At 66.9% G+C, this 17,156-nt stretch carries 16 protein-coding genes and 1 tRNA gene; 9 read left to right on the top strand and 8 right to left on the bottom strand.

All coding sequences use genetic code 11. The features are described from left to right. Positions 1-27: 27 nt before the first annotated feature. Both ACP159_RS15610 and ACP159_RS15605 read right to left on the bottom strand, forming a co-directional pair. Positions 28-759, bottom strand: a complete 732-nt coding sequence (locus ACP159_RS15610) for a GNAT family N-acetyltransferase (protein ID WP_425100714.1) — start codon at positions 757-759, stop codon at positions 28-30. Between the two features lie 82 nt (positions 760-841). Then, a complete protein-coding gene (locus tag ACP159_RS15605) occupies positions 842-1,267 on the bottom strand; it encodes an outer membrane protein assembly factor BamE (protein ID WP_425100638.1) in 426 nt (141 codons plus the stop codon). A 136-nt stretch (positions 1,268-1,403) separates the two neighbouring features. On the opposite strand from ACP159_RS15605, the gene ACP159_RS15600 reads away from it, so the two are divergent. From ACP159_RS15600 to ACP159_RS15560, 9 genes are all read left to right on the top strand, one after another. Continuing rightward, a complete protein-coding gene (locus ACP159_RS15600; protein ID WP_425100637.1) occupies positions 1,404-1,967 on the top strand; it encodes a YceD family protein in 564 nt (187 codons plus the stop codon). Positions 1,968-2,138: 171 nt separating this feature from the next. After that, the gene (rpmF, locus tag ACP159_RS15595; protein ID WP_425100636.1) at positions 2,139-2,345 is read left to right on the top strand and encodes a 50S ribosomal protein L32; all 207 of its coding nucleotides are present in this window, start codon (positions 2,139-2,141) and stop codon (positions 2,343-2,345) included. Positions 2,346-2,372: 27 nt separating this feature from the next. Continuing rightward, entirely contained in the window at positions 2,373-3,485 is a 1,113-nt protein-coding gene (gene plsX / locus ACP159_RS15590) for a phosphate acyltransferase PlsX (protein WP_425100635.1), read from the top strand. Next, the gene (locus ACP159_RS15585; RefSeq protein ID WP_425100634.1) at positions 3,482-4,453 is read left to right on the top strand and encodes a beta-ketoacyl-ACP synthase III; all 972 of its coding nucleotides are present in this window, start codon (positions 3,482-3,484) and stop codon (positions 4,451-4,453) included. Before plsX ends, ACP159_RS15585 begins: the two co-directional genes overlap by 4 nt. Positions 4,454-4,551: 98 nt before the next feature. Then, a complete protein-coding gene (gene ihfA, locus ACP159_RS15580) occupies positions 4,552-4,854 on the top strand; it encodes an integration host factor subunit alpha (RefSeq protein WP_425100633.1) in 303 nt (100 codons plus the stop codon). A gap of 10 nt (positions 4,855-4,864) precedes the next feature. Beyond that, positions 4,865-6,301 carry a MerR family transcriptional regulator gene (locus tag ACP159_RS15575; RefSeq protein ID WP_425100630.1) on the top strand — a complete coding sequence of 479 codons (1,437 nt, stop codon included), beginning with the start codon at positions 4,865-4,867 and terminating at the stop codon, positions 6,299-6,301. A 153-nt stretch (positions 6,302-6,454) separates the two neighbouring features. Continuing rightward, positions 6,455-6,531 (top strand) — tRNA-Pro (locus ACP159_RS15570). 276 nt (positions 6,532-6,807) lie between these two features. Next, the gene (locus ACP159_RS15565) at positions 6,808-8,565 is read left to right on the top strand and encodes a PA14 domain-containing protein (RefSeq protein ID WP_425100628.1); all 1,758 of its coding nucleotides are present in this window, start codon (positions 6,808-6,810) and stop codon (positions 8,563-8,565) included. A gap of 126 nt (positions 8,566-8,691) precedes the next feature. After that, complete coding sequence (locus tag ACP159_RS15560) at positions 8,692-9,777, top strand: 2'-deoxycytidine 5'-triphosphate deaminase (protein ID WP_425100627.1); 1,086 nt, start codon at positions 8,692-8,694, stop codon at positions 9,775-9,777. Positions 9,778-9,900: 123 nt separating this feature from the next. Here ACP159_RS15560 and scpB read toward each other — a convergent pair whose 3' ends face one another. The 6 genes from scpB to ACP159_RS15530 all read right to left on the bottom strand — a co-directional run bounded on the left by scpB (position 9,901) and on the right by ACP159_RS15530 (position 17,122). Next, positions 9,901-10,512: an SMC-Scp complex subunit ScpB gene (gene scpB, locus ACP159_RS15555; RefSeq protein ID WP_425100712.1), complete on the bottom strand. Its 612-nt coding sequence runs from the start codon at positions 10,510-10,512 to the stop codon at positions 9,901-9,903. 61 nt (positions 10,513-10,573) lie between these two features. Next, the gene (locus ACP159_RS15550; protein WP_425100626.1) at positions 10,574-11,371 is read right to left on the bottom strand and encodes a segregation and condensation protein A; all 798 of its coding nucleotides are present in this window, start codon (positions 11,369-11,371) and stop codon (positions 10,574-10,576) included. Next, positions 11,371-12,372 (bottom strand): glycoside hydrolase family 3 N-terminal domain-containing protein, encoded by a 1,002-nt coding sequence (locus ACP159_RS15545; protein ID WP_425100625.1) that lies wholly within the window; start codon positions 12,370-12,372, stop codon positions 11,371-11,373. Before ACP159_RS15545 ends, ACP159_RS15550 begins: the two co-directional genes overlap by 1 nt. After that, positions 12,369-13,376, bottom strand: a complete 1,008-nt coding sequence (locus ACP159_RS15540; RefSeq protein WP_425100624.1) for an SPOR domain-containing protein — start codon at positions 13,374-13,376, stop codon at positions 12,369-12,371. The genes ACP159_RS15545 and ACP159_RS15540 overlap by 4 nt, the downstream gene beginning before the upstream one ends. An 81-nt stretch (positions 13,377-13,457) precedes the next feature. Then, positions 13,458-15,200: an arginine--tRNA ligase gene (gene argS, locus ACP159_RS15535; RefSeq protein ID WP_425100623.1), complete on the bottom strand. Its 1,743-nt coding sequence runs from the start codon at positions 15,198-15,200 to the stop codon at positions 13,458-13,460. A 74-nt stretch (positions 15,201-15,274) separates the two neighbouring features. After that, complete coding sequence (locus ACP159_RS15530) at positions 15,275-17,122, bottom strand: cation:proton antiporter (protein WP_425100622.1); 1,848 nt, start codon at positions 17,120-17,122, stop codon at positions 15,275-15,277. Positions 17,123-17,156 lie beyond the last annotated feature (34 nt).

Raw genomic sequence — 17,156 nt, 5'->3', positions numbered from 1 at the left:
CCTGCGCAAGCAGGTCGAAACCCCTCTTCACCCGGCCACCGCCCGCAGCAGCTTCTTGCGCGCCGGCGGAATGGCCGCGATTTCCACCCCGGTAAACACGTGCAGCGTGTTCATCTGCGCGTCCACCACCGCGTGGTCGGACACCCAGCCGCCCATCATCAGGTAAGTGCGCAGGAGCGGCGGCATCCGCGCCATGGCCGCCCGCACATCGGGCTTGCGCCGCAGCCTCTGGGCAAAGCGGAAGACGTCGGGTGCCTTGACCCGGGGCAGCCAGCGGCGCGGGCCCAGGTGCCGTGCCTTGAGCACGGCGAAGGCGTCGTAATAGGCCCGCGCGTCGGTCCCGGCGAAGGAGGTGCAGCCGAACAGCATCTCCACGCTGGTCTCGTCCACGTAGGCGGTCATTGCCCCCCAGGCCACGCGCAGGATGTCAGGGTCCGTCCAGTCCGGGTGCAGGCAGAAGCGGCCCATTTCGACCATGCGGCCCTCGAACCCTTCGAGGCTGGAGAGTTCATAGAACTGCGCCGCGTAGCTGTTGCCGATCGCCCGTCCGCTTGGCAGCGGCAGAAAGCGGAAGCAGCAGACCAATGCGCCGCTCCGCGTGTCTTCGATCAGCATGTGATCGCAGCGCGCGTCGAAGGCGTCGGCATCCGGGATCTGCGTGCCATGGAATGCCAGACCACGCAACTTCTGCGCCGCGGCGAGGTCATCCGCGCCCTGCGCCAGCCGTGCGCGATAGCGGCCCCTGCTCAGCTCGATCATCCCGTCCTCCGGCGCTTGCGGCACGGGTCTCGTGCCGCCGTCCATGGAGGTGCCAAATTTCTGTGTCGTCAAGATGACGGGATCAGCTGCCCCCGAGATCGCCGAGGTTCAGCGCGCCGATGTTGCCGAACAGCTTGCGCACGAAGCTGATGTCGCCGTCCGAGGTGCGCGTGATCCGCCGCTGCAGCGGCACGACCCGGCCGTCCTCCAGCCCGTATGTGGTGATGTTGGTCACCACGCCGGCCTGGTCGAAGGAAATTTCCAGGATCGTCCGGTCCACCACTTCGGGGCGTTTCCAGGCGAAGTGTTTCACTTCGCTCTGGATGTAATAGTAGCCCGAGTCCTTCTGCACGCCGGAGGTAGTCGGCAGGCCGATCAGGTCCTCGACGGAGGCGCGGGTGTCGACACCCGGCACGATCTGCTGCAACTCGTCCTCCGGCGGGACAAAGCCATGGCTGCGGTATTGCGCCGAACAGGCCGCCATTGCCACGAATGCCAGCACCGCCATTACGGTCCTTGCCCGTGTCCCTGTCACTCCCGGAAACCTGCGTCGCATCCCACACCCCTTGCCTTGGCCCTTCCGGCCTCTTAATTCCGATTACAGAAGGACGCCTCTGCATTCAAGCCAAGGAAATCCCGACCTTATGACCAATTCCGCCTCCCAGAGCCATCGCCTGCGTGTCGCAGACCTGCCCCAGCGCCGGGAAACCGCGTTCCTGATCGAACCGGGCGCGGCCTCCCGCGAGGCGATTGCCGGGGAACTCGGCGCCGAGGCGCTGCGCAAGCTGCGCTTCGAGGGCAGCCTTGCCCCGCGTGGAAAAAGCGGCTGGGAACTCAAGGCCACGCTGGGCGCGACGGCGGTGCAATCCTGCATCGTGACGCTGGAGCCGGTGACGACCCGCATCGACACCACCGTGCTGCGCCGCTTCGTACCCGAGGAGCATCTTGGCACGCCCGAGGTGGCCGGGGCGGAGACTGAGATGCCCGAGGACGACAGCCTTGAGCCGCTGGGCGATGTCATCGACCTCGAGGCGGTGATGATCGAGGCCCTGTCGCTGGCGCTTCCGAGCTATCCGCGCGCCGACGGGGCGGCGCTGGACGAGGCGGTCTTTGCCGAGGATGGCACCGAGCCGCTGCGCGATGCGGACCTCAAGCCCTTCGCCGGTCTTGCCGCTCTGCGAGACAAATTGCAGGACAAGGGGGAATAATCCCGCTGCACCGCACCGAATCGGCTTGCTCTTTCGCCGCCGATGCGTATTTTCGCGCCTTCACGAGAAATGATCCTTGTGCCCGCCCGCGTCTTCGCTTTAAGAGGCCGGACACGAATGCAAATCACCGGGCAGCGCGTCTGCCCCGCTACCCAAGATAGAGGTTGAGACATGGCAGTCCAACAGAACAAGGTGTCGAAATCGCGCCGCAACCAGCGCCGCGCCCACGATTCCCTGACCGCTGCGAATCCGAACGAGTGCGACAACTGCGGGGAACTGAAGCGCCCGCACCACGTCTGCCCGTCCTGCGGCCACTATGCAGAACGCGAAGTCGTTGCCATGGCGGACGACATCGAACTGGACGAAGACGCGGCATAATTCCGAAACGACTCAGGCCCTCTGCTCATGAGCTCCCTCAAGGATCACACGCAGGCAGGGTCTGATCGGGTCGTGATTTCGGTCGACGCCATGGGCGGAGACAGCGGGCCGGCAACCGTGGTTGCCGGCATTTCGCATTCTGCGGAAAAGAACCCCCGGCTGCACTTCCTCCTGCATGGCCCGAAAGCCGAGCTCGATGCGCTTGTCGCCAAGCGCCCTGTACTTGCCGGGCGCTGCGAGATTCGGGACGCCACCGGCGTGGTCTCGATGCACGACAAGCCGAGCCAGGTGATGCGCAACGGCAAGGGGACCTCCATGTGGTCGACCCTCGACGCCGTGCGCGACAAGGAAGCCGAGGTCGCCGTCTCCTGTGGCAACACCGGGGCGCTCATGGCGCTGTCGATGGTGCGTCTGCGCAAGCTGCCGGGTGTCGATCGCCCGGCCATCGCGATTCTGTGGCCCTCGCGCAATCCCCAGGGGTTCAACGTGATGCTCGACGTCGGCGCCGATGTGCGCGCCGACGCCCGCGACCTGCTGCAATATGCGCATATGGGCGCATCCTACGCCCGCAACGGTCTCGACCTGAAGACCCCGCGGATCGGTTTGCTGAACGTCGGCACCGAGGAGCACAAGGGCCGCGCCGAACTCAAGGAAGCCTATGAGCTGATTGGCCGCCACGCCGAGGCCGGCGGCTTCGAGTTCGTCGGATTCGTCGAGGGCGGCGACATCCCCGGCAACCGCTGCGACGTGATCGTCACCGATGGCTTCACCGGCAATGTGGCGCTGAAGACCGGCGAGGGTACCGCGAGCCTGATCGGCGAGCTGCTGCGCGAGGCCTTCGCCTACTCGCCGCTCTCCCGCCTTGCCTCGCTTCTTGCGCTGACCTCGCTCCGCCGCCTGAAAAAGCGCATCGACCCGCGCCGGGTCAACGGCGGCGTCTTCCTCGGACTCAATGGCACCGTGGTGAAATCCCACGGCGGCGCCGATGCCACCGGCGTCTCGGCAGCGGTCAAACTGGCCTTCGAACTGGCCGACAGCGGCTTTGGCGGACGTCTGGCCGCCCGGGTTGCCTCTGCCGCCAAGCTTGCGCAGGATGCAGGCGAAGACGGTGACGGACAAAAGGACAGCAAAGTATCATGACCACCCGAGCCGTCGTCATTGGCGCAGGGCATTACCTGCCGGAACGCATCGTCGAGAACGCCGAGTTCGAAAAGACACTGGACACCACCGACGAATGGATTCGCGCACGCTCCGGGATCGAGCGCCGCCATTTCGCCGCCGAAGGGCAGACCACCTCCGATCTCGCCTGCCGCGCCGCGCGGAATGCGCTGGCCGATGCCGGGCTGGAACCGGACGACATCGACGCCATCGTGCTCGCCACTTCCACTGCCGACCTGACCTTTCCCTCCGCCGCCACCATGGTGCAGGCGCAACTCGGCATGACGCGCGGCTTTGCCTTCGACGTGCAGGCGGTCTGTGCCGGGTTCATCTATGCGCTGACCAATGCCAACGCCCTGATCGTCTCCGGTCAGGCGAAACGCGTTCTGGTGATCGGGGCGGAGACCTTCAGCCGGATCATGGACTGGACGGACCGCAGCACCTGCGTGCTGTTCGGCGACGGCGCCGGGGCGGTGGTGCTGGAGGCGCGCAACGGCAGCGGCAACAACGCCGACCGCGGCATCCTCTCGACCGATCTCAACAGCGACGGGCGTTACCGCGACCTTCTTTATGTGGACGGCGGCGTGTCGACGCAGTCCACCGGCTTCCTGCGCATGGAAGGCAAGGAAGTGTTCCGCCACGCGGTCGAGAAGCTGGCCGCCACCGCAACGACGGCGCTGGACAAGATCGGCATGACTTCCGCCGATATCGACTGGGTGGTGCCGCATCAGGCCAACATCCGCATCATCAAGGGCACGGCGAAGAAGCTGGACCTGCCGATGGAGCAGGTCATCGTCACGGTGCAGGACCACGGCAATACCTCCGCCGCATCGATTCCCCTCGCCCTGTCCGTCGGCAAGCAGCGCGGCCAGATTCGCGAAGGGGATGTGCTTGTCACCGAGGCCATCGGCGGCGGACTGGCCTGGGGCGCGGTGGTTCTGCGCTGGTAATAAGCGTTCCAACCGTTTGAAAGTGTTAATGCAAGTCGTTGATATTGACTTGTGATTTGTCCTGCCGCATCCTGCCCCAAACCTCGGGAGGGACGATGATGGGTGACAAGACGCTGACCCGGATGGATCTGAGTGAAGCGGTGTTTCAGGAAGTCGGGCTCTCGCGCAACGAGAGTTCGGAACTGGTGGAGGCTGTCCTGCAGATGATGTCCGACGCGCTGGTGGCGGGCGAGCAGGTGAAGATTTCCTCCTTCGGGACCTTCTCGGTGCGGGAAAAGGCCGCCCGCGTCGGGCGCAATCCGAAAACCGGCGAAGAGGTGCCGATCCAGCCCCGCCGCGTGCTGACCTTCCGGCCATCACACCTCATGAAAGAGCAGGTTGCCGCGGGCAACAAGGGCTGAGGACTGAGGCATGGCGAAATCCCGCGACGCCTTCCGGACCATCTCGGAAGTGGCGGATTGGCTGGAGACGCCGGCCCACGTCCTGCGCTTTTGGGAAAGCAAGTTCACCCAGGTGAAGCCGGTCAAGCGTGCCGGTGGCAGGCGGTATTACCGGCCCGCGGACATGGAGTTGCTTGGCGGCATCAAGAAGCTGCTGCACGACGATGGGATGACCATCAAAGGTGTGCAGAAAATCTTGCGGGAACAAGGGGTTCGCCACGTTGCATCGCTGTCGGAGCTGCGCGCGGAAGGGGCCGATGACGACTACGCCCTGATCGAGGACGCGCCGTACATCGAGGTCGAGTCGGAACCCGCGCCCGATACCGTCGTCGCGTTCAACCGCGACAAGACCGCCGACCTGTTCGCCGCCAGCGCCTCCCGGACCGAGCCGGTGCCGGAAGAGGCTGCCGAGGGGACTGTCCCGGAACCGGAGGAAGAAAAGGCGATCGCGCCCGAGCCGGCGCCGGAGGCGCCTGCCTCACCGGAGCCGGTTGCACCCATGGAGGACGCGCCGGAGACTCCGGATGCCGTCGCAGACCCCATGCCGGCGGCCGCGACCTCGGAAGAACCGGAAGAGGCCCCGGCGGCGGAAGCCGCTTCGGCTGACCTGCCGGAGAGTGATCCTGTCGCGGACGCCGTGACGGCCCGGGCGTCGGAGGACGAGTTCCGTGCCGAGGCCGAGGACACGCAGGACGTGGAACCAGTACCGCAGATGGCCCCTGCCCCGGTGACGCCGGAGCCTGAGGCGCTTGCGAACGAAGAAGAGCAACCTGTCGCCGAGTCGCCGGATGCACCGGAACCGGAGCCCGAACCGGACGCACCGGCCAAAGTGTTCCGCACCGCCCCCATGCCCCCCATGGACCCGGAACCTGAAGCGGCCACGGACGACCAAGAACGCGCCGTGGAGGCAGAACCAGCGGACACGGCTTCCAAGGATGCCGTGCTGCCCGAAGACGCGCCGGAAACCGCTGACGTCTCGGCGGAGCTGGAACCGGCGAATCCCGTGTTCAGCACGGCCCCGATGCCCGCCCCTGAGCCTGAGCAGGCGCCTGAGCCTGAGCCGGATCTCGGGGCCGATGCCATGCCGGAAACAGACCCGGAGTCCGACGCCACCCCGGAGGCCGCCGAAGTCGACACGCCTCCACAAGCGGCCGCCTCGGACGCCGAAGACGACGCGGATCTGACCATGCCCCTGCCGGAGCATGTCAGCAGCCGCCCGCTCGACCTGCCGGATTTCGAGACCCCGGCCATTCCCGACGTCCCCGACGTCCGGCCAGCCGCCGCCCTTCCCGGCCCGCTCAGCCGCCTCGATGCGCTCGGCACACTGTCGGAGGCACAGATCGCGGCCATTGCCGCGCTCATTCCGCGTCTCGAAGCCATCGCCACGCGCACCGGATCGGGGAACTGACAGGGGCGGAGAAGTTTTTCCAGATCGGGGGTTGCCCCTGCCCTGAAAACGGGTAAGACACTCCCCATTCAGGCGTTTCGACACGCTCCTGACTCGGCCAGGCGCCCCGCGAGGGGGTCCATCGGGACAGGGCAAAAGCCGAAACACCGTAGTCGGGCTATAGCGCAGCCTGGTAGCGCGTCCGTCTGGGGGACGGAAGGTCGCAGGTTCAAGTCCTGCTAGCCCGACCACTTATCCAAGCTGCCAGTTCACGCCACTCACCTTGAAGTTGTGATATTCTGGTTTGGCATTCACCAAACCTTAACCAAACCGCTGCTAGGAAACGATCTGTTTCTACCGATCTGACAACCGGACGTTTAACGGGCCGTTGACCAGTTTGCCGAGTGCAGTACAATTTGGCAACCGGATCATGGGGGCGACAGCGGTGAGTCCGGGCCGTTCCCGGACCATCCGTGCGCCCCTGCCCGCCTGTTTACGTCCCGCCTGTTCCGAGGAGTGTCGGCACGATGCCCGATGTCGTCTCACAGTACCTGTTCGGCAATTCGCTGATTGCCTTCTCCGGCGGTGGCATACGGACCAGCCTGCCGTTCTGGATGGATTACCTCGCGGATTCCGAGGGCAACACCTACGAGGGCTCCGGCGGCTATGGCTTCCTGCGCAACTTCGCCGACAATCCGAACCCGCCCGCGGCCTGGGGATTCGGTGGCCTGAACCAGTCCATCAATCCCGGCGAGACCTTCGCCACCGCCGACATCAACACGGTCCTGATCACCCCGGCGAACTTCATCCAGGATGTCAGCCCGGACACCGACTATGTCGGCGACGTCCGCAGCCCGCTCGACGCGGTGATCGACATCGTCGGCACCGTGAACGCCAGCCATCCGACCGCGCAGATCCTGATCTACGAAGGCATGGCGGACCTTGCGCCGTTCACCTCCACGATCCCACCGAGCGACGCGGCGCTCGACTCCTACTACGATTACATCCTCGGACCGTATCACGACTGGTACGTGGACCTCGTCGACCAGGTCAATGACGCCTTCCCGGAAGACGAGGTGCAGCTGGTCCCGGTCGGCTCGATCCTCGCGGACCTGCTCAGCACCACGCTCTCCGACATCCCGGCCACCGATCTGTATGTGGACGACGCGCCGCACGGGACGGAGACGCTGTTCTACCTCACGGCGATGGTGACCTACCAGGCGACCTTCGGCGAGCCCGCGCCGCTGCCGGACGTGCTGCCGGATTCCATCCACCCGTCTGTCTTCACCAATTACGACGAGATCAACGCGGTGATCGAGGCCGGCCTGATCGAGGCCGATGTGCTGGACGACCTGCCCGATACCACGCCCGACCCGGTCATTCCGGACCCGGTCGTACCCGATCCGGTCATCCCCGACCCCGTCGAACCGGACCCGGATACGACCCCGGATCCCCAGCCCGACCCGACGCCGACGCCGGACCCGGCAACCGGCGACGACACGGATGACGCCGGAGCGCCGGTTGCGCCCACTCCGGTGGACCCCACTGACCCGGTGGTCGACAGCGGCGACCGCCCGGCCCCCGGTCCGGTTCCGCCAGTGGACGAGACGCCCGTGCCGGACGAGACGCCGGTGGGCTCCGATGCCGACGAGCCGGACAACGCTCCGAGCGTGCCCGATGCGCCGGTCGGTACCTACGCCGTGGACTTCTTCACCCTCGGCGCGGGTGTCACTTCGCTCGATCAGGTCGATTTCACCGCCACCCCGGACGCCACCGGCACCGAGGATGCGCTTGATTTCGTTGGCGAAGCGGGCAGTTTCTGGGATGGAGGGCCGACGGACAACGTCGCCGCCGCCTACAGTCAGACGCTCGAAAGTCCGGATGGCGGGGTGTACCACTTCAGCCTCATGGCCGACGATCAGGCGCAGGTCTACGTCGATGGGACGCTGGTGCTCGATACCGCCGATGTCGGCTTCGAAGAGGTTCAGGACACCACCGTCGACCTCTCACCCGGCAATCACCTGCTGGAGGTGCACTATCTGGAACAGGACGGCGAGGCGAGCCTGCAACTGGGTGTGAACCGCATCGGCGACCTGCCGGACCAGCCGTCGCAGCCCGATCCGGCCCCCGCGCAACAGACGCTGGCCGATCAGGTCTCGGACATGGACGACATAACCAGCATCTTTACCGTGCTCCAGGACAGCTGGAACGCGATGGAGGCGGAGGCCGAGTACAACGGTCGGGTCGAGGAAGAGCTCGACGCGGAGCCCGAACCCGTGGTCTGACCGCGCACCAGTGTGGAAAATCATGGCTTTTCCGCGTGCCGGGGGTGTCTTCGGCACGCATCTGCCTTTCCATTGCCGGGCAAGCCTTGCTAAGGAAGCGGTCAGGCAAGCAGAGAGGCATCCCGCATGACAGGCGTTCTGGCCAGCCAGCAGATCGAGGCACTGATCGCGCGCGGCGCGCTCGGCGCCGAGGCCGAATTTACCGAAGGCCAGGTCCAGCCCGCCAGCCTGGACCTGCGTCTCGGCCGCGTGGCTTACCGGGTGCGGGCATCCTTCCTCGCCGGTCAGGGCCGCTCCGTCGCCGCCCGCATCGACGATTTCGAGATGCACCGGATTGACCTGACCAACGGCGCGGTGCTGGAAAAGGGTTGCGTCTACGTGGTGCCGCTGATGGAGCGGCTCGCCCTGCCCGATGACATCCAGGCGATTGCCAACGCCAAGAGCAGCACCGGGCGGCTCGACCTGCTGACCCGGGTGATCACCGACGGGGGCACCGAGTTCGACCGCATCGCGCCGGGCTATTCCGGGCCGCTCTACGCGGAGATCTGCCCCCGGTCGTTTTCCGTGCTGGTCCGCCCCGGGATGCGCCTGAACCAGATCCGCTTCCGCGATGGCCGCGCGGTGCTGACCGACGGCGAATTGCGCGATCTGCACACGGCCGAAACGCTGGTGTCCGGCGGTCCTGCGGTGATCGGCGAGGGTCTTGGCTTCTCGGTCGATCTGCAACCGGAGGGCGGCACGCTGGTCGGCTACCGCGCCAAGCCGCACACCGGGGTGATCGACCTCGATCGCATCGGGTATTACGACCCGGCGGAATTCTGGGACCCGCTGCACACGAAAGACGGGCAACTGGTGCTGGACCCGGGGGCCTTCTACATCCTCGTCAGCCGAGAGGCGGTGCACATCCCCCCGGGCTATGCTGCTGAAATGGCGCCCTATCTCGCCATGGTCGGTGAATTTCGCGTGCATTACGCGGGTTTCTTCGACCCCGGCTTCGGGCATGAACATGCAGGCGGCACGGGTGCCCGAGGCGTGCTGGAAGTGCGCTGTCACGAGGCGCCCTTCGTGCTCGAACACGGCCAGATCGTCGGGCGGCTGGTCTACGAGCGCATGTCCCAGGTCCCGACGCAGCTTTACGGCGCGGGGATCGCGTCGAACTACCAGGGCCAGGGGCTGAAACTGTCCAAGCATTTCGCGTCGCCCACGGAATAGCGCCGCGCCCTCTCCCTTGGGGAGGGTTGGGGGTCCCGAGCGCCCGGAAAACCGTCCTGTGGACGGTTTTCAGCGAGGGACGGGCGAAGCCCCTGGGGACAGGAAAACGTCCGGAACTCCGGATCAGTCCTCGAACAGCTCGCTCTGGCCCTCGTCGGTTTCCTCTTCCGCGTCGAGATCGCCCTCGCCCATCCGCGGTGCGCCGCCCGGCAACGGGCGGCTTTCCAGCAGGCCCGCGGCGCGGAGTTCCGCGAGACCCGGCAGGTCGCGGGCGGATTCGAGGCCGAAGTGGTCGAGAAAGCCCTGCGTCACCACGAAGGTCACCGGCCGCCCCGGCGTCATCCGCCGCCGCCCAAACCGGATCCACTCCATCTCCAGCAGCTGGTCGATGGTCCCCCGCGAGACCGCCACGCCGCGGATCTCCTCGATCTCCGCGCGGGTGCAGGGCTGGTGGTAGGCGATGATCGCCAGCGTTTCGATGGCGGCGCGGCTGAGTTTGCGCTGCTCCACCGTCTCGCGCTGCATCAGGAAGCCGAGGTCGCCGGCGGTCCGGATCGCCCAGGCGTCGCCGACCCGGACCACATGCACGCCGCGCCCTTCGTAGCGCTTGCGCAGGTGGACCAAAGCCTCCGCCGGATCGCAGCCGTGCGGCAATCGGTCGGACAACTCCTTCACCGTCACCGGCTCGGCGCTGGCAAACAGGATGGCCTCGACCATGCGCTCCTGTTCGCCCATGGGCGGCGCATCGAACAGGCTGTCGCGCGGGGCCTTGCGCTCCGCCTCGGGGGTCAACTCGTCACTCACGCGGCGTCTCCCGCTTGCGCATCTGGATCGGCGCGAACAGATCCGACTGTTTCAGTTCGAGATGGCCTTCCTTGACCAGCTGCAGCGAGGCGGCAAAGGTCGCCGCCGTGGCCGAACGCCAGCGCACCGGATCGCCGTCCCAGCCCTCCGGCAGCCAGCTCTGGATATCGGTCCACTGGCCCGCATAGCCGATCATCCCGCGCAGCCGCTCCAGCGCCTGCTCCATGGTATAGACATTGTCGCGGTCCATGACGAAGGGACGGAATTCGTCGCGGGTGCGGATGCGGGCGTAGCCTTTCATCAGGTCGATGAGCGTGGCGGTATAGGTCACCTTGCGCACACGCTGCATCTCTTCCGGCAGACCGCGCGCAAAGAAATCCTTGCCCAACTGGTCCCGCGCCATCAGCCGTGCCGCCGCCTCGCGCATGGCTTGCAGGCGTTCGAGCTGGAAGGCCAGATGCGCGGCGAGGTCCTCTCCGGAGGGGCCGTCCTCGGTCGGGTCCGGCGGCAGGAGAAGCCGCGATTTCAGGAAGGCGAGCCAGGCGGCCATGACCAGATAGTCGGCGGCAAGTTCGATCCGCAGTTCCTTGGCCTTCTCGACAAAGGCCAGGTATTGCTTTGCCAGCGCCAGCACGCTGATCTTGCGCAGGTCCACCTTCTGAACCCGGGCCATGTTCAAAAGCAGGTCCAGCGGCCCCTCGAACCCGTCCACGTCCACGACCAGAGCCTCCGCCGCGAGGCGGGCCTCCACGGTCTGGGGCTCGGTGAACAGGTCTGGATCGTCGCTCATCAGGCGTGCTTTTGGCTCAAAGCCTCAAACTCCGCAACCAGTGTGTCGATGTCAACCGGTGCCGGGGCTTTCCGCGCGTCCAGCGCCCGCGCCGCGCGGTCCATCGCGCCCTGCGGCATCGTCCCGATGCGGTCCATCAGCGCCGTCATTTCGGAGAAATCGCCGTTGCAATGCAGCACCGCATCGCAGCCCGCCGCCAGCGCCGCCGCGCCGCGTTCCGCCACGGTGCCGTCCAGCGCCTCCATGCTGATGTCGTCGGTCATCAGGAACCCTTCGAAGCCGATGTCGCTGCGAATGAGCTCGATCATCACCGGGGAGATGGTCGAGGGGCGCGGGTCGATCTGTTCGAAGACGAGGTGGCAGGTCATGCCAAGCGGCAGGTCATTGAGTGCTTTGAAGGCGGCGAAATCGACGCGGTCCAGCTCGTCGCGCCCAGCCCCGACCCTCGGCAGTTCCAGATGGCTGTCGAGCGTGCCGAGGCCATGGCCCGGCATATGCTTGATGACCGGCAGCACACCGCTGTCCAGATGTGCCTGCGCGATCACGCGGCCAAGCTCTGTGACCTGCTCCACCGTATCGCCCAGCAGGCGGTTGCGCAGCACGGCATGGGTCTCGGGTCGCGCCACGTCGAGCGCGGGCGAACAGTTGCCGTCGATTCCAAGCGCCAGCAGTTCGGCGCAGATGATGCGGTAGCGCAGGGCCATGGCTGCGGCGGCATCAGTGCCGAACCGCCTCACATCGTCCAGCGGCGGCAGCCAGTCGCGGGCCACAGGCGAGCGCAGACGCTGCACCCGGCCGCCTTCCTGGTCGATGAACACCGGCGCCTTCCAGCCGACGCTCTCCCGCAGCTCGGACGTCAGCGCTCGCAGTTGCTCCGCCGTCGCGACATTGCGGGCAAAGAGGATGAACCCGAAGGGGTTCGCCTCCGCGAAGAACCGCTTCTCTTCCGTCGTCAACCGTTCCCCGGCACAGCCGAAGATCGCCGCACCGAAGGGTTTCACTTGGTCACCAGCGGGATGCAGTCGACGTTCTGCGCCACGAAGGCCGCGCAGAAGCGGCGGGCGTCGGACAGGTCCTCGAAGCCATGCGCGCGCAGGCGGTAGAACGTCCGCCCGCCGGAACTGGCCTTCTGGATAACCCGGTCCTTGCCGTCGAGATACTCGCCAAAACGCACTTCCAGCCGCTTCCATTCGGACCGCGCGGCGTCCTCGCTGTCGAAGGCACCGATCTGGACCAGCCGCGTGCCCACGGGCAGAGCGGCCGGGTCGAGTTCCTGGGTCTCCGCCGCCGCAACCGCCGCGGCGATGGCCTCGGGCGCCACTGCGCTCAGGGAGGCGGTCTGCATCTCGGACGGACGCAGTTTCGGACGCAACGACCGGGCCAGCCCCGGGCCAGGCTTCGGCAGATCCGGTTCGGCCATGGTCACGTCTTCGAGCGGCTCCTCGGGGACGATCTCCGCCTGCACCGGCACGTCCTCGCCCGGCGCAAGCGCGCTCAGGGGTTCTGCTCCGGCAGCCAGCTCAGCGGCCAGTGCCGCAACCGGATCGGTCTCGACCGGCTGGGTCAGGGCGGGCGCCGGCTCCGGTGCGGAGAGGTCCGGCGCCGGCTGCACGGCCACCGGGCGCGGCGCTTCGGGATGCGGGGTCACCGCGGTGAGCAATCCCTGCGCCACGTCCTCTTCGGACAGCCCCGCCGGGCGCGGCGCCAGAACCAGCCGCTCCGCCGGGCCTTCGGCCTTGCCGGTTCCCGCGACCTCGTTCACCGCCAGACCCTGGTTGTCCGCCAGTTCGCCGCCGGGATTGTCGGGCGCGATGCGCATCGGGGAGGTGGTCGCCTTGACCACGGGAATGCCGGAGACGTCCCGCGCAATCGTCTTGTAGCCCCAGACACCCACGCCCGCGACCAGCGCAAGCGACACGACGGCCCCGGCAATGTTGGCCATGGAGCCTGCACTGCGCGAAGTCGGAGCCGCGTCTGCGGCTCCTTGATAGGTGTAATCAGCCATGTTGCCTCATCTCGTCCGGGGAATGCCTGTCCCCCGGATCGTCTGCTCGAAGTCAAACCGGCTGAGGCCGCGCCTTGTAGGTCAGCGCATTTCCTCGACCGGAGTCACGCCCAAGATACCCAAGCCGGACGAAATGACAACCGCCGTGGCGCGGGCCAGCGCGATCTTCGCCTGCGATGTTGCAGGATCGTCCTGCAGGAAGCGCAGCTGCGGCTCGTCGTTGCCCCGGTTCCACAGGCCATGCAGGTCGGAGGCCACTTCGCTGAGGTAGGTTGCCACGCGATGCGGCTCGTTGCCCTTCGCCGCGATCTCGATCAGGCGCGGGAATTCCGCCAGCTTGCGGGCCAGTTCCAGCTCGCTGGCATGGGTCATCGCCGTCAGGTCAGCCTGCGCCAGCGCCGCGTCGGAGACGTCGATGCCCTGCTCCGCCGCCTTGCGCAGCACCGAGCAGATCCGGGCGTGGGCGTATTGCACGTAGAACACCGGGTTTTCCTTCGACTGCTCGACCACCTTGTCGAAGTCGAAATCCAGCGGCGCGTCGTTCTTGCGCGTGAGCATGTGGAAGCGGGCCACGTCCGCGCCCACCATGTCCACCACGTCGCGCAGGGTCACGAAGGTCCCTGCCCGCTTCGACATCTTGAACGGCTCGCCGTTCTTGAACAGCTTGACCAACTGGATCAGCTTGATGTCGAGCGGCGTCTTGCCGTCCGACAGCGCCGAGACCGCCGCCTTCATCCGCTTGACATAGCCGCCATGGTCCGCACCGAAAATGTCGATCAGCAGATCATAGCCGCGCGTGACCTTGTCGTAGTGATAGGCGATGTCCGGCGCGAAATAGGTCCAGCTGCCGTCCGATTTCATGATCGGCCGGTCCACGTCGTCGCCATGGGCGGTGGACTTGAACAGGGTCTGCTCGCGCGGCTCCCAATCCTCGGGCTTCTTGCCCTTCGGCGGCTCCAGCACGCCCCGGTAGATCAGACCCTTGTCGCGCAGGCTGTCGATGGCCGCCTCGATCCTGCCGGTGCCATAAAGCGACTTTTCCGAGAAGAACCGATCCATGACCACGCCGAGCGCCGCGAGGTCCTCGCGGATCAGGTCCATCATCGCGGCAATGGCGAACTCGCGCACCGGCTCCAGCCACTCCTCCTCGGGAGCCTCCAGCCAGATGTCGCCGACCTTGTCCTTGAGCGCGTCGCCGACCGGCTCCAGATACTCGCCCGGGTAGGATTGCTCGGGCCAGTCCACCGTCAGGTCATGGGCTTCGAGATAGCGGTTGTAGACCGACCGCGCCAGCACATCGACCTGTGCGCCGCCGTCGTTGATGTAGTACTCCCGCGTCACGTCCCAGCCCGCGAAGGCCAGCAGGCTGGCAATCGCATCGCCCACCACCGCGCCCCGCGCATGGCCGACGTGCATCGGGCCGGTGGGGTTGGCGGAGACGTATTCGACGTTGACCGATTTGCCCGCGCCCATTTCGGAGCGGCCGTATTGCCCGCCCGCTTTCAGGATCGCCCCGGGCAGCGCCTGCCAGACCTTCGGCGCCAGCCGCAGGTTGATGAAGCCCGGCCCGGCCACCTCCGCCGATGCGATCCGGTCATCCTCCGCCAGTTTCGCCACCAGCGCCTCCGCGATGTCGCGCGGCTTCATCCCGGCGGGCTTCGAGAGCACCATCGCGGCATTGGTCGCCATGTCGCCGTGCAGCGGATCGCGCGGCGGCTCCACCGTCACGGCGGCGGTGTTCAGGTCGCCGGGCAATGCGCCCGAGGCCTGCATCGCCTCGATCGAGGCGATCACGAGGGCACGGATATCGGTAAAGAGGTTCATGTCAGGCTCCAAGTCTTGGGGCCTCCTCTACCACTTTGTCGCGCGGGGTCAAATGGCCTGTCGGACGCGGGCCGTCACGCGCCCGCCTGACCGCCCGCCTGCCCTCCGGCCAGCCGCTCTTCGCGCGCGGGCATCAGCGCCAGCAGCTTGCCCGCATCCTTGCGCTTCACCTCGTCCTCTGGACCGAAGAACCGCAGCGTGCCGTTCGGCCCCAGCGTCGCGACGATCACCGCCTCCGGGTTCTTCTCGCGCCAGTCGTCCAGCGTGAATTCCTCCGTCAGCCCGGTGACCCGGAACTCCCAGCCCTCCGCCAGCCGCGCGTTGGCCTCGAAGAAGGTCTCGTTCGCCCCGATCAGCCGTCCGCCGAGGGTCGAGGGCAGCGCGTGGCGGGTGCTGGCGTGCTTGACGCGCTTGAGCTGATACACGTTCTCGCGCCCGAATTCCGGCGCAAGGTCCGTCGCGGCCAGCGTGTTGTAGGCGTCGTTGTCGGTTGCGCAGATCAGCGTGTCATAGGCGGCCAGCTCCAGCCGGTGCTCCGCCGCCTCCGACAGGATGTCGCCGAACCAGGTGTCCAGCCCCGCCTCCCGCGCCGTGCGCAGGTGGGCGTGGTTGGGGTCGGCCACGATCACCGGCAGGTCCAGCTTCCGGAGCGCCTGCCCCAGCGCCACCGACCAGCGCGAGCCGCCGAGGATCATCACCCCCGGCGCATTGCTCGCGGTCAGCCCAAGCGCGCGCGCCAATGGGGTCAAGGTGAAGCCGTGCAGCACAACCGTCGCCGCCACCAGCGCGAAGGCCAGCGGCGCGATCCGGTCCGCGTCCTCGATGCCGAGACCCACCAGCCGTTCGCCGAACAGCCCCGCCACCGCGACCAGAACCACGCCCCGCGGGCCGGTGAAGGCGACGAGCAGGCGCTCCTTCCATGGCACGTTGGAGAAGGCCAGCGCGATCAGCACCGGCAAGGGCCGCGCCAGCAGGATGACCGACAGGACGAACACCGCCGCGCGCCAGTCCAGCGTGGAGAGCACGTCGAGGCTCATGCCCGCCGCCAGCAGGATGAACACGCCCGAGACCAGCAGCACGGTGGCGTGTTCCTTGAACCGGCGCAGCTCCGCGAAGCTCGGCAGGTCGGCGTTGGCGATCCACAGGCCCATGATCGTGACCGCCAGAAGGCCGCTTTCGTGCAGCACGGAATCCGCCACCGCGAAAACCCCGATGAGCAGCACGAAGAGCACAGGAACCTTCATGTATTCCGGCACATAGGCCTGGCGGAACGCCCGCACCAGCCCCCAGCCGGCGGCGATGCCGAGGCCGGTCGCCACCGCGATGCCGAGGCCGAGCTGCCAGACCGCATGGCCGAGGCCCGTCGCCGTCTGCAGCACCACGACCACCTCGAACGCCAGAACCGCCGCCAGGGCGCCGACCGGATCGTTGACGATGGCCTCCCATTGCAACAGCGCGGCGGGGCGTTTCGACAGCTTTGCCTGCCGCAGCAGCGGTGCGATCACTGTCGGTCCGGTGACGATCATGATGCCGCCGAAGACCGCCGCCGTCTCCCAACTCAGGCCCGCGACGTAGTGCAGCGCACAGCTCGACGCCAGCCATCCCAGCGGTGCCCCGATGAAGACCAGCCGGCGCACCCCGACCGCCGCGTCCCGCAACGAGCCGAGGTTCAGCGTCAGACCGCCTTCGAAAAGGATGATTGCCACCGCGATGGCGACCATGGGTGACAGCATGTCACCGAACTGAGCGCCCGGTTTCAGCAGACCCAGCACAGGCCCGATGATCAGCCCGGCCAGCAGCATCAGCACGATGGCGGGAAGCCGCATCCGCCAGGCCAGCCACTGGCTGCCGACGCCCAGCAGACCGACCAGCGAAAATGCAAGGACGGGGTCCAGCCCACCGCCCGTAGATGAAAGTGCCATGCGCGTTGTCCTGCCCCGGATTGTTCCACGTCTC

The sequence above is a fragment of the Tropicibacter sp. S64 genome (genome assembly GCF_049803835.1).
Lineage (GTDB): Bacteria > Pseudomonadota > Alphaproteobacteria > Rhodobacterales > Rhodobacteraceae > Pacificoceanicola.
Note: the sequence above shows the minus strand (reverse complement) of the source record. Positions and strands in the feature narration are given on the sequence as shown.

Excerpts from the sequence above, each read along its gene's own strand:
- ACP159_RS15610 (WP_425100714.1), bottom strand. The coding sequence starts at position 759 with ATGATCGAGCTGAGCAGGGGCCGCTATCGCGCACGGCTGGCGCAGGGC.
- ACP159_RS15605 (WP_425100638.1), bottom strand. The coding sequence starts at position 1,267 with ATGGCGGTGCTGGCATTCGTGGCAATGGCGGCCTGTTCGGCGCAATAC.
- ACP159_RS15600 (WP_425100637.1), top strand. The coding sequence starts at position 1,404 with ATGACCAATTCCGCCTCCCAGAGCCATCGCCTGCGTGTCGCAGACCTG.
- rpmF (WP_425100636.1), top strand. The coding sequence starts at position 2,139 with ATGGCAGTCCAACAGAACAAGGTGTCGAAATCGCGCCGCAACCAGCGC.
- plsX (WP_425100635.1), top strand. The coding sequence starts at position 2,373 with ATGAGCTCCCTCAAGGATCACACGCAGGCAGGGTCTGATCGGGTCGTG.
- ACP159_RS15585 (WP_425100634.1), top strand. The coding sequence starts at position 3,482 with ATGACCACCCGAGCCGTCGTCATTGGCGCAGGGCATTACCTGCCGGAA.
- ihfA (WP_425100633.1), top strand. The coding sequence starts at position 4,552 with ATGGGTGACAAGACGCTGACCCGGATGGATCTGAGTGAAGCGGTGTTT.
- ACP159_RS15575 (WP_425100630.1), top strand. The coding sequence starts at position 4,865 with ATGGCGAAATCCCGCGACGCCTTCCGGACCATCTCGGAAGTGGCGGAT.
- ACP159_RS15565 (WP_425100628.1), top strand. The coding sequence starts at position 6,808 with ATGCCCGATGTCGTCTCACAGTACCTGTTCGGCAATTCGCTGATTGCC.
- ACP159_RS15560 (WP_425100627.1), top strand. The coding sequence starts at position 8,692 with ATGACAGGCGTTCTGGCCAGCCAGCAGATCGAGGCACTGATCGCGCGC.
- scpB (WP_425100712.1), bottom strand. The coding sequence starts at position 10,512 with ATGGGCGAACAGGAGCGCATGGTCGAGGCCATCCTGTTTGCCAGCGCC.
- ACP159_RS15550 (WP_425100626.1), bottom strand. The coding sequence starts at position 11,371 with ATGAGCGACGATCCAGACCTGTTCACCGAGCCCCAGACCGTGGAGGCC.
- ACP159_RS15540 (WP_425100624.1), bottom strand. The coding sequence starts at position 13,376 with ATGGCTGATTACACCTATCAAGGAGCCGCAGACGCGGCTCCGACTTCG.
- argS (WP_425100623.1), bottom strand. The coding sequence starts at position 15,200 with ATGAACCTCTTTACCGATATCCGTGCCCTCGTGATCGCCTCGATCGAG.
- ACP159_RS15530 (WP_425100622.1), bottom strand. The coding sequence starts at position 17,122 with ATGGCACTTTCATCTACGGGCGGTGGGCTGGACCCCGTCCTTGCATTT.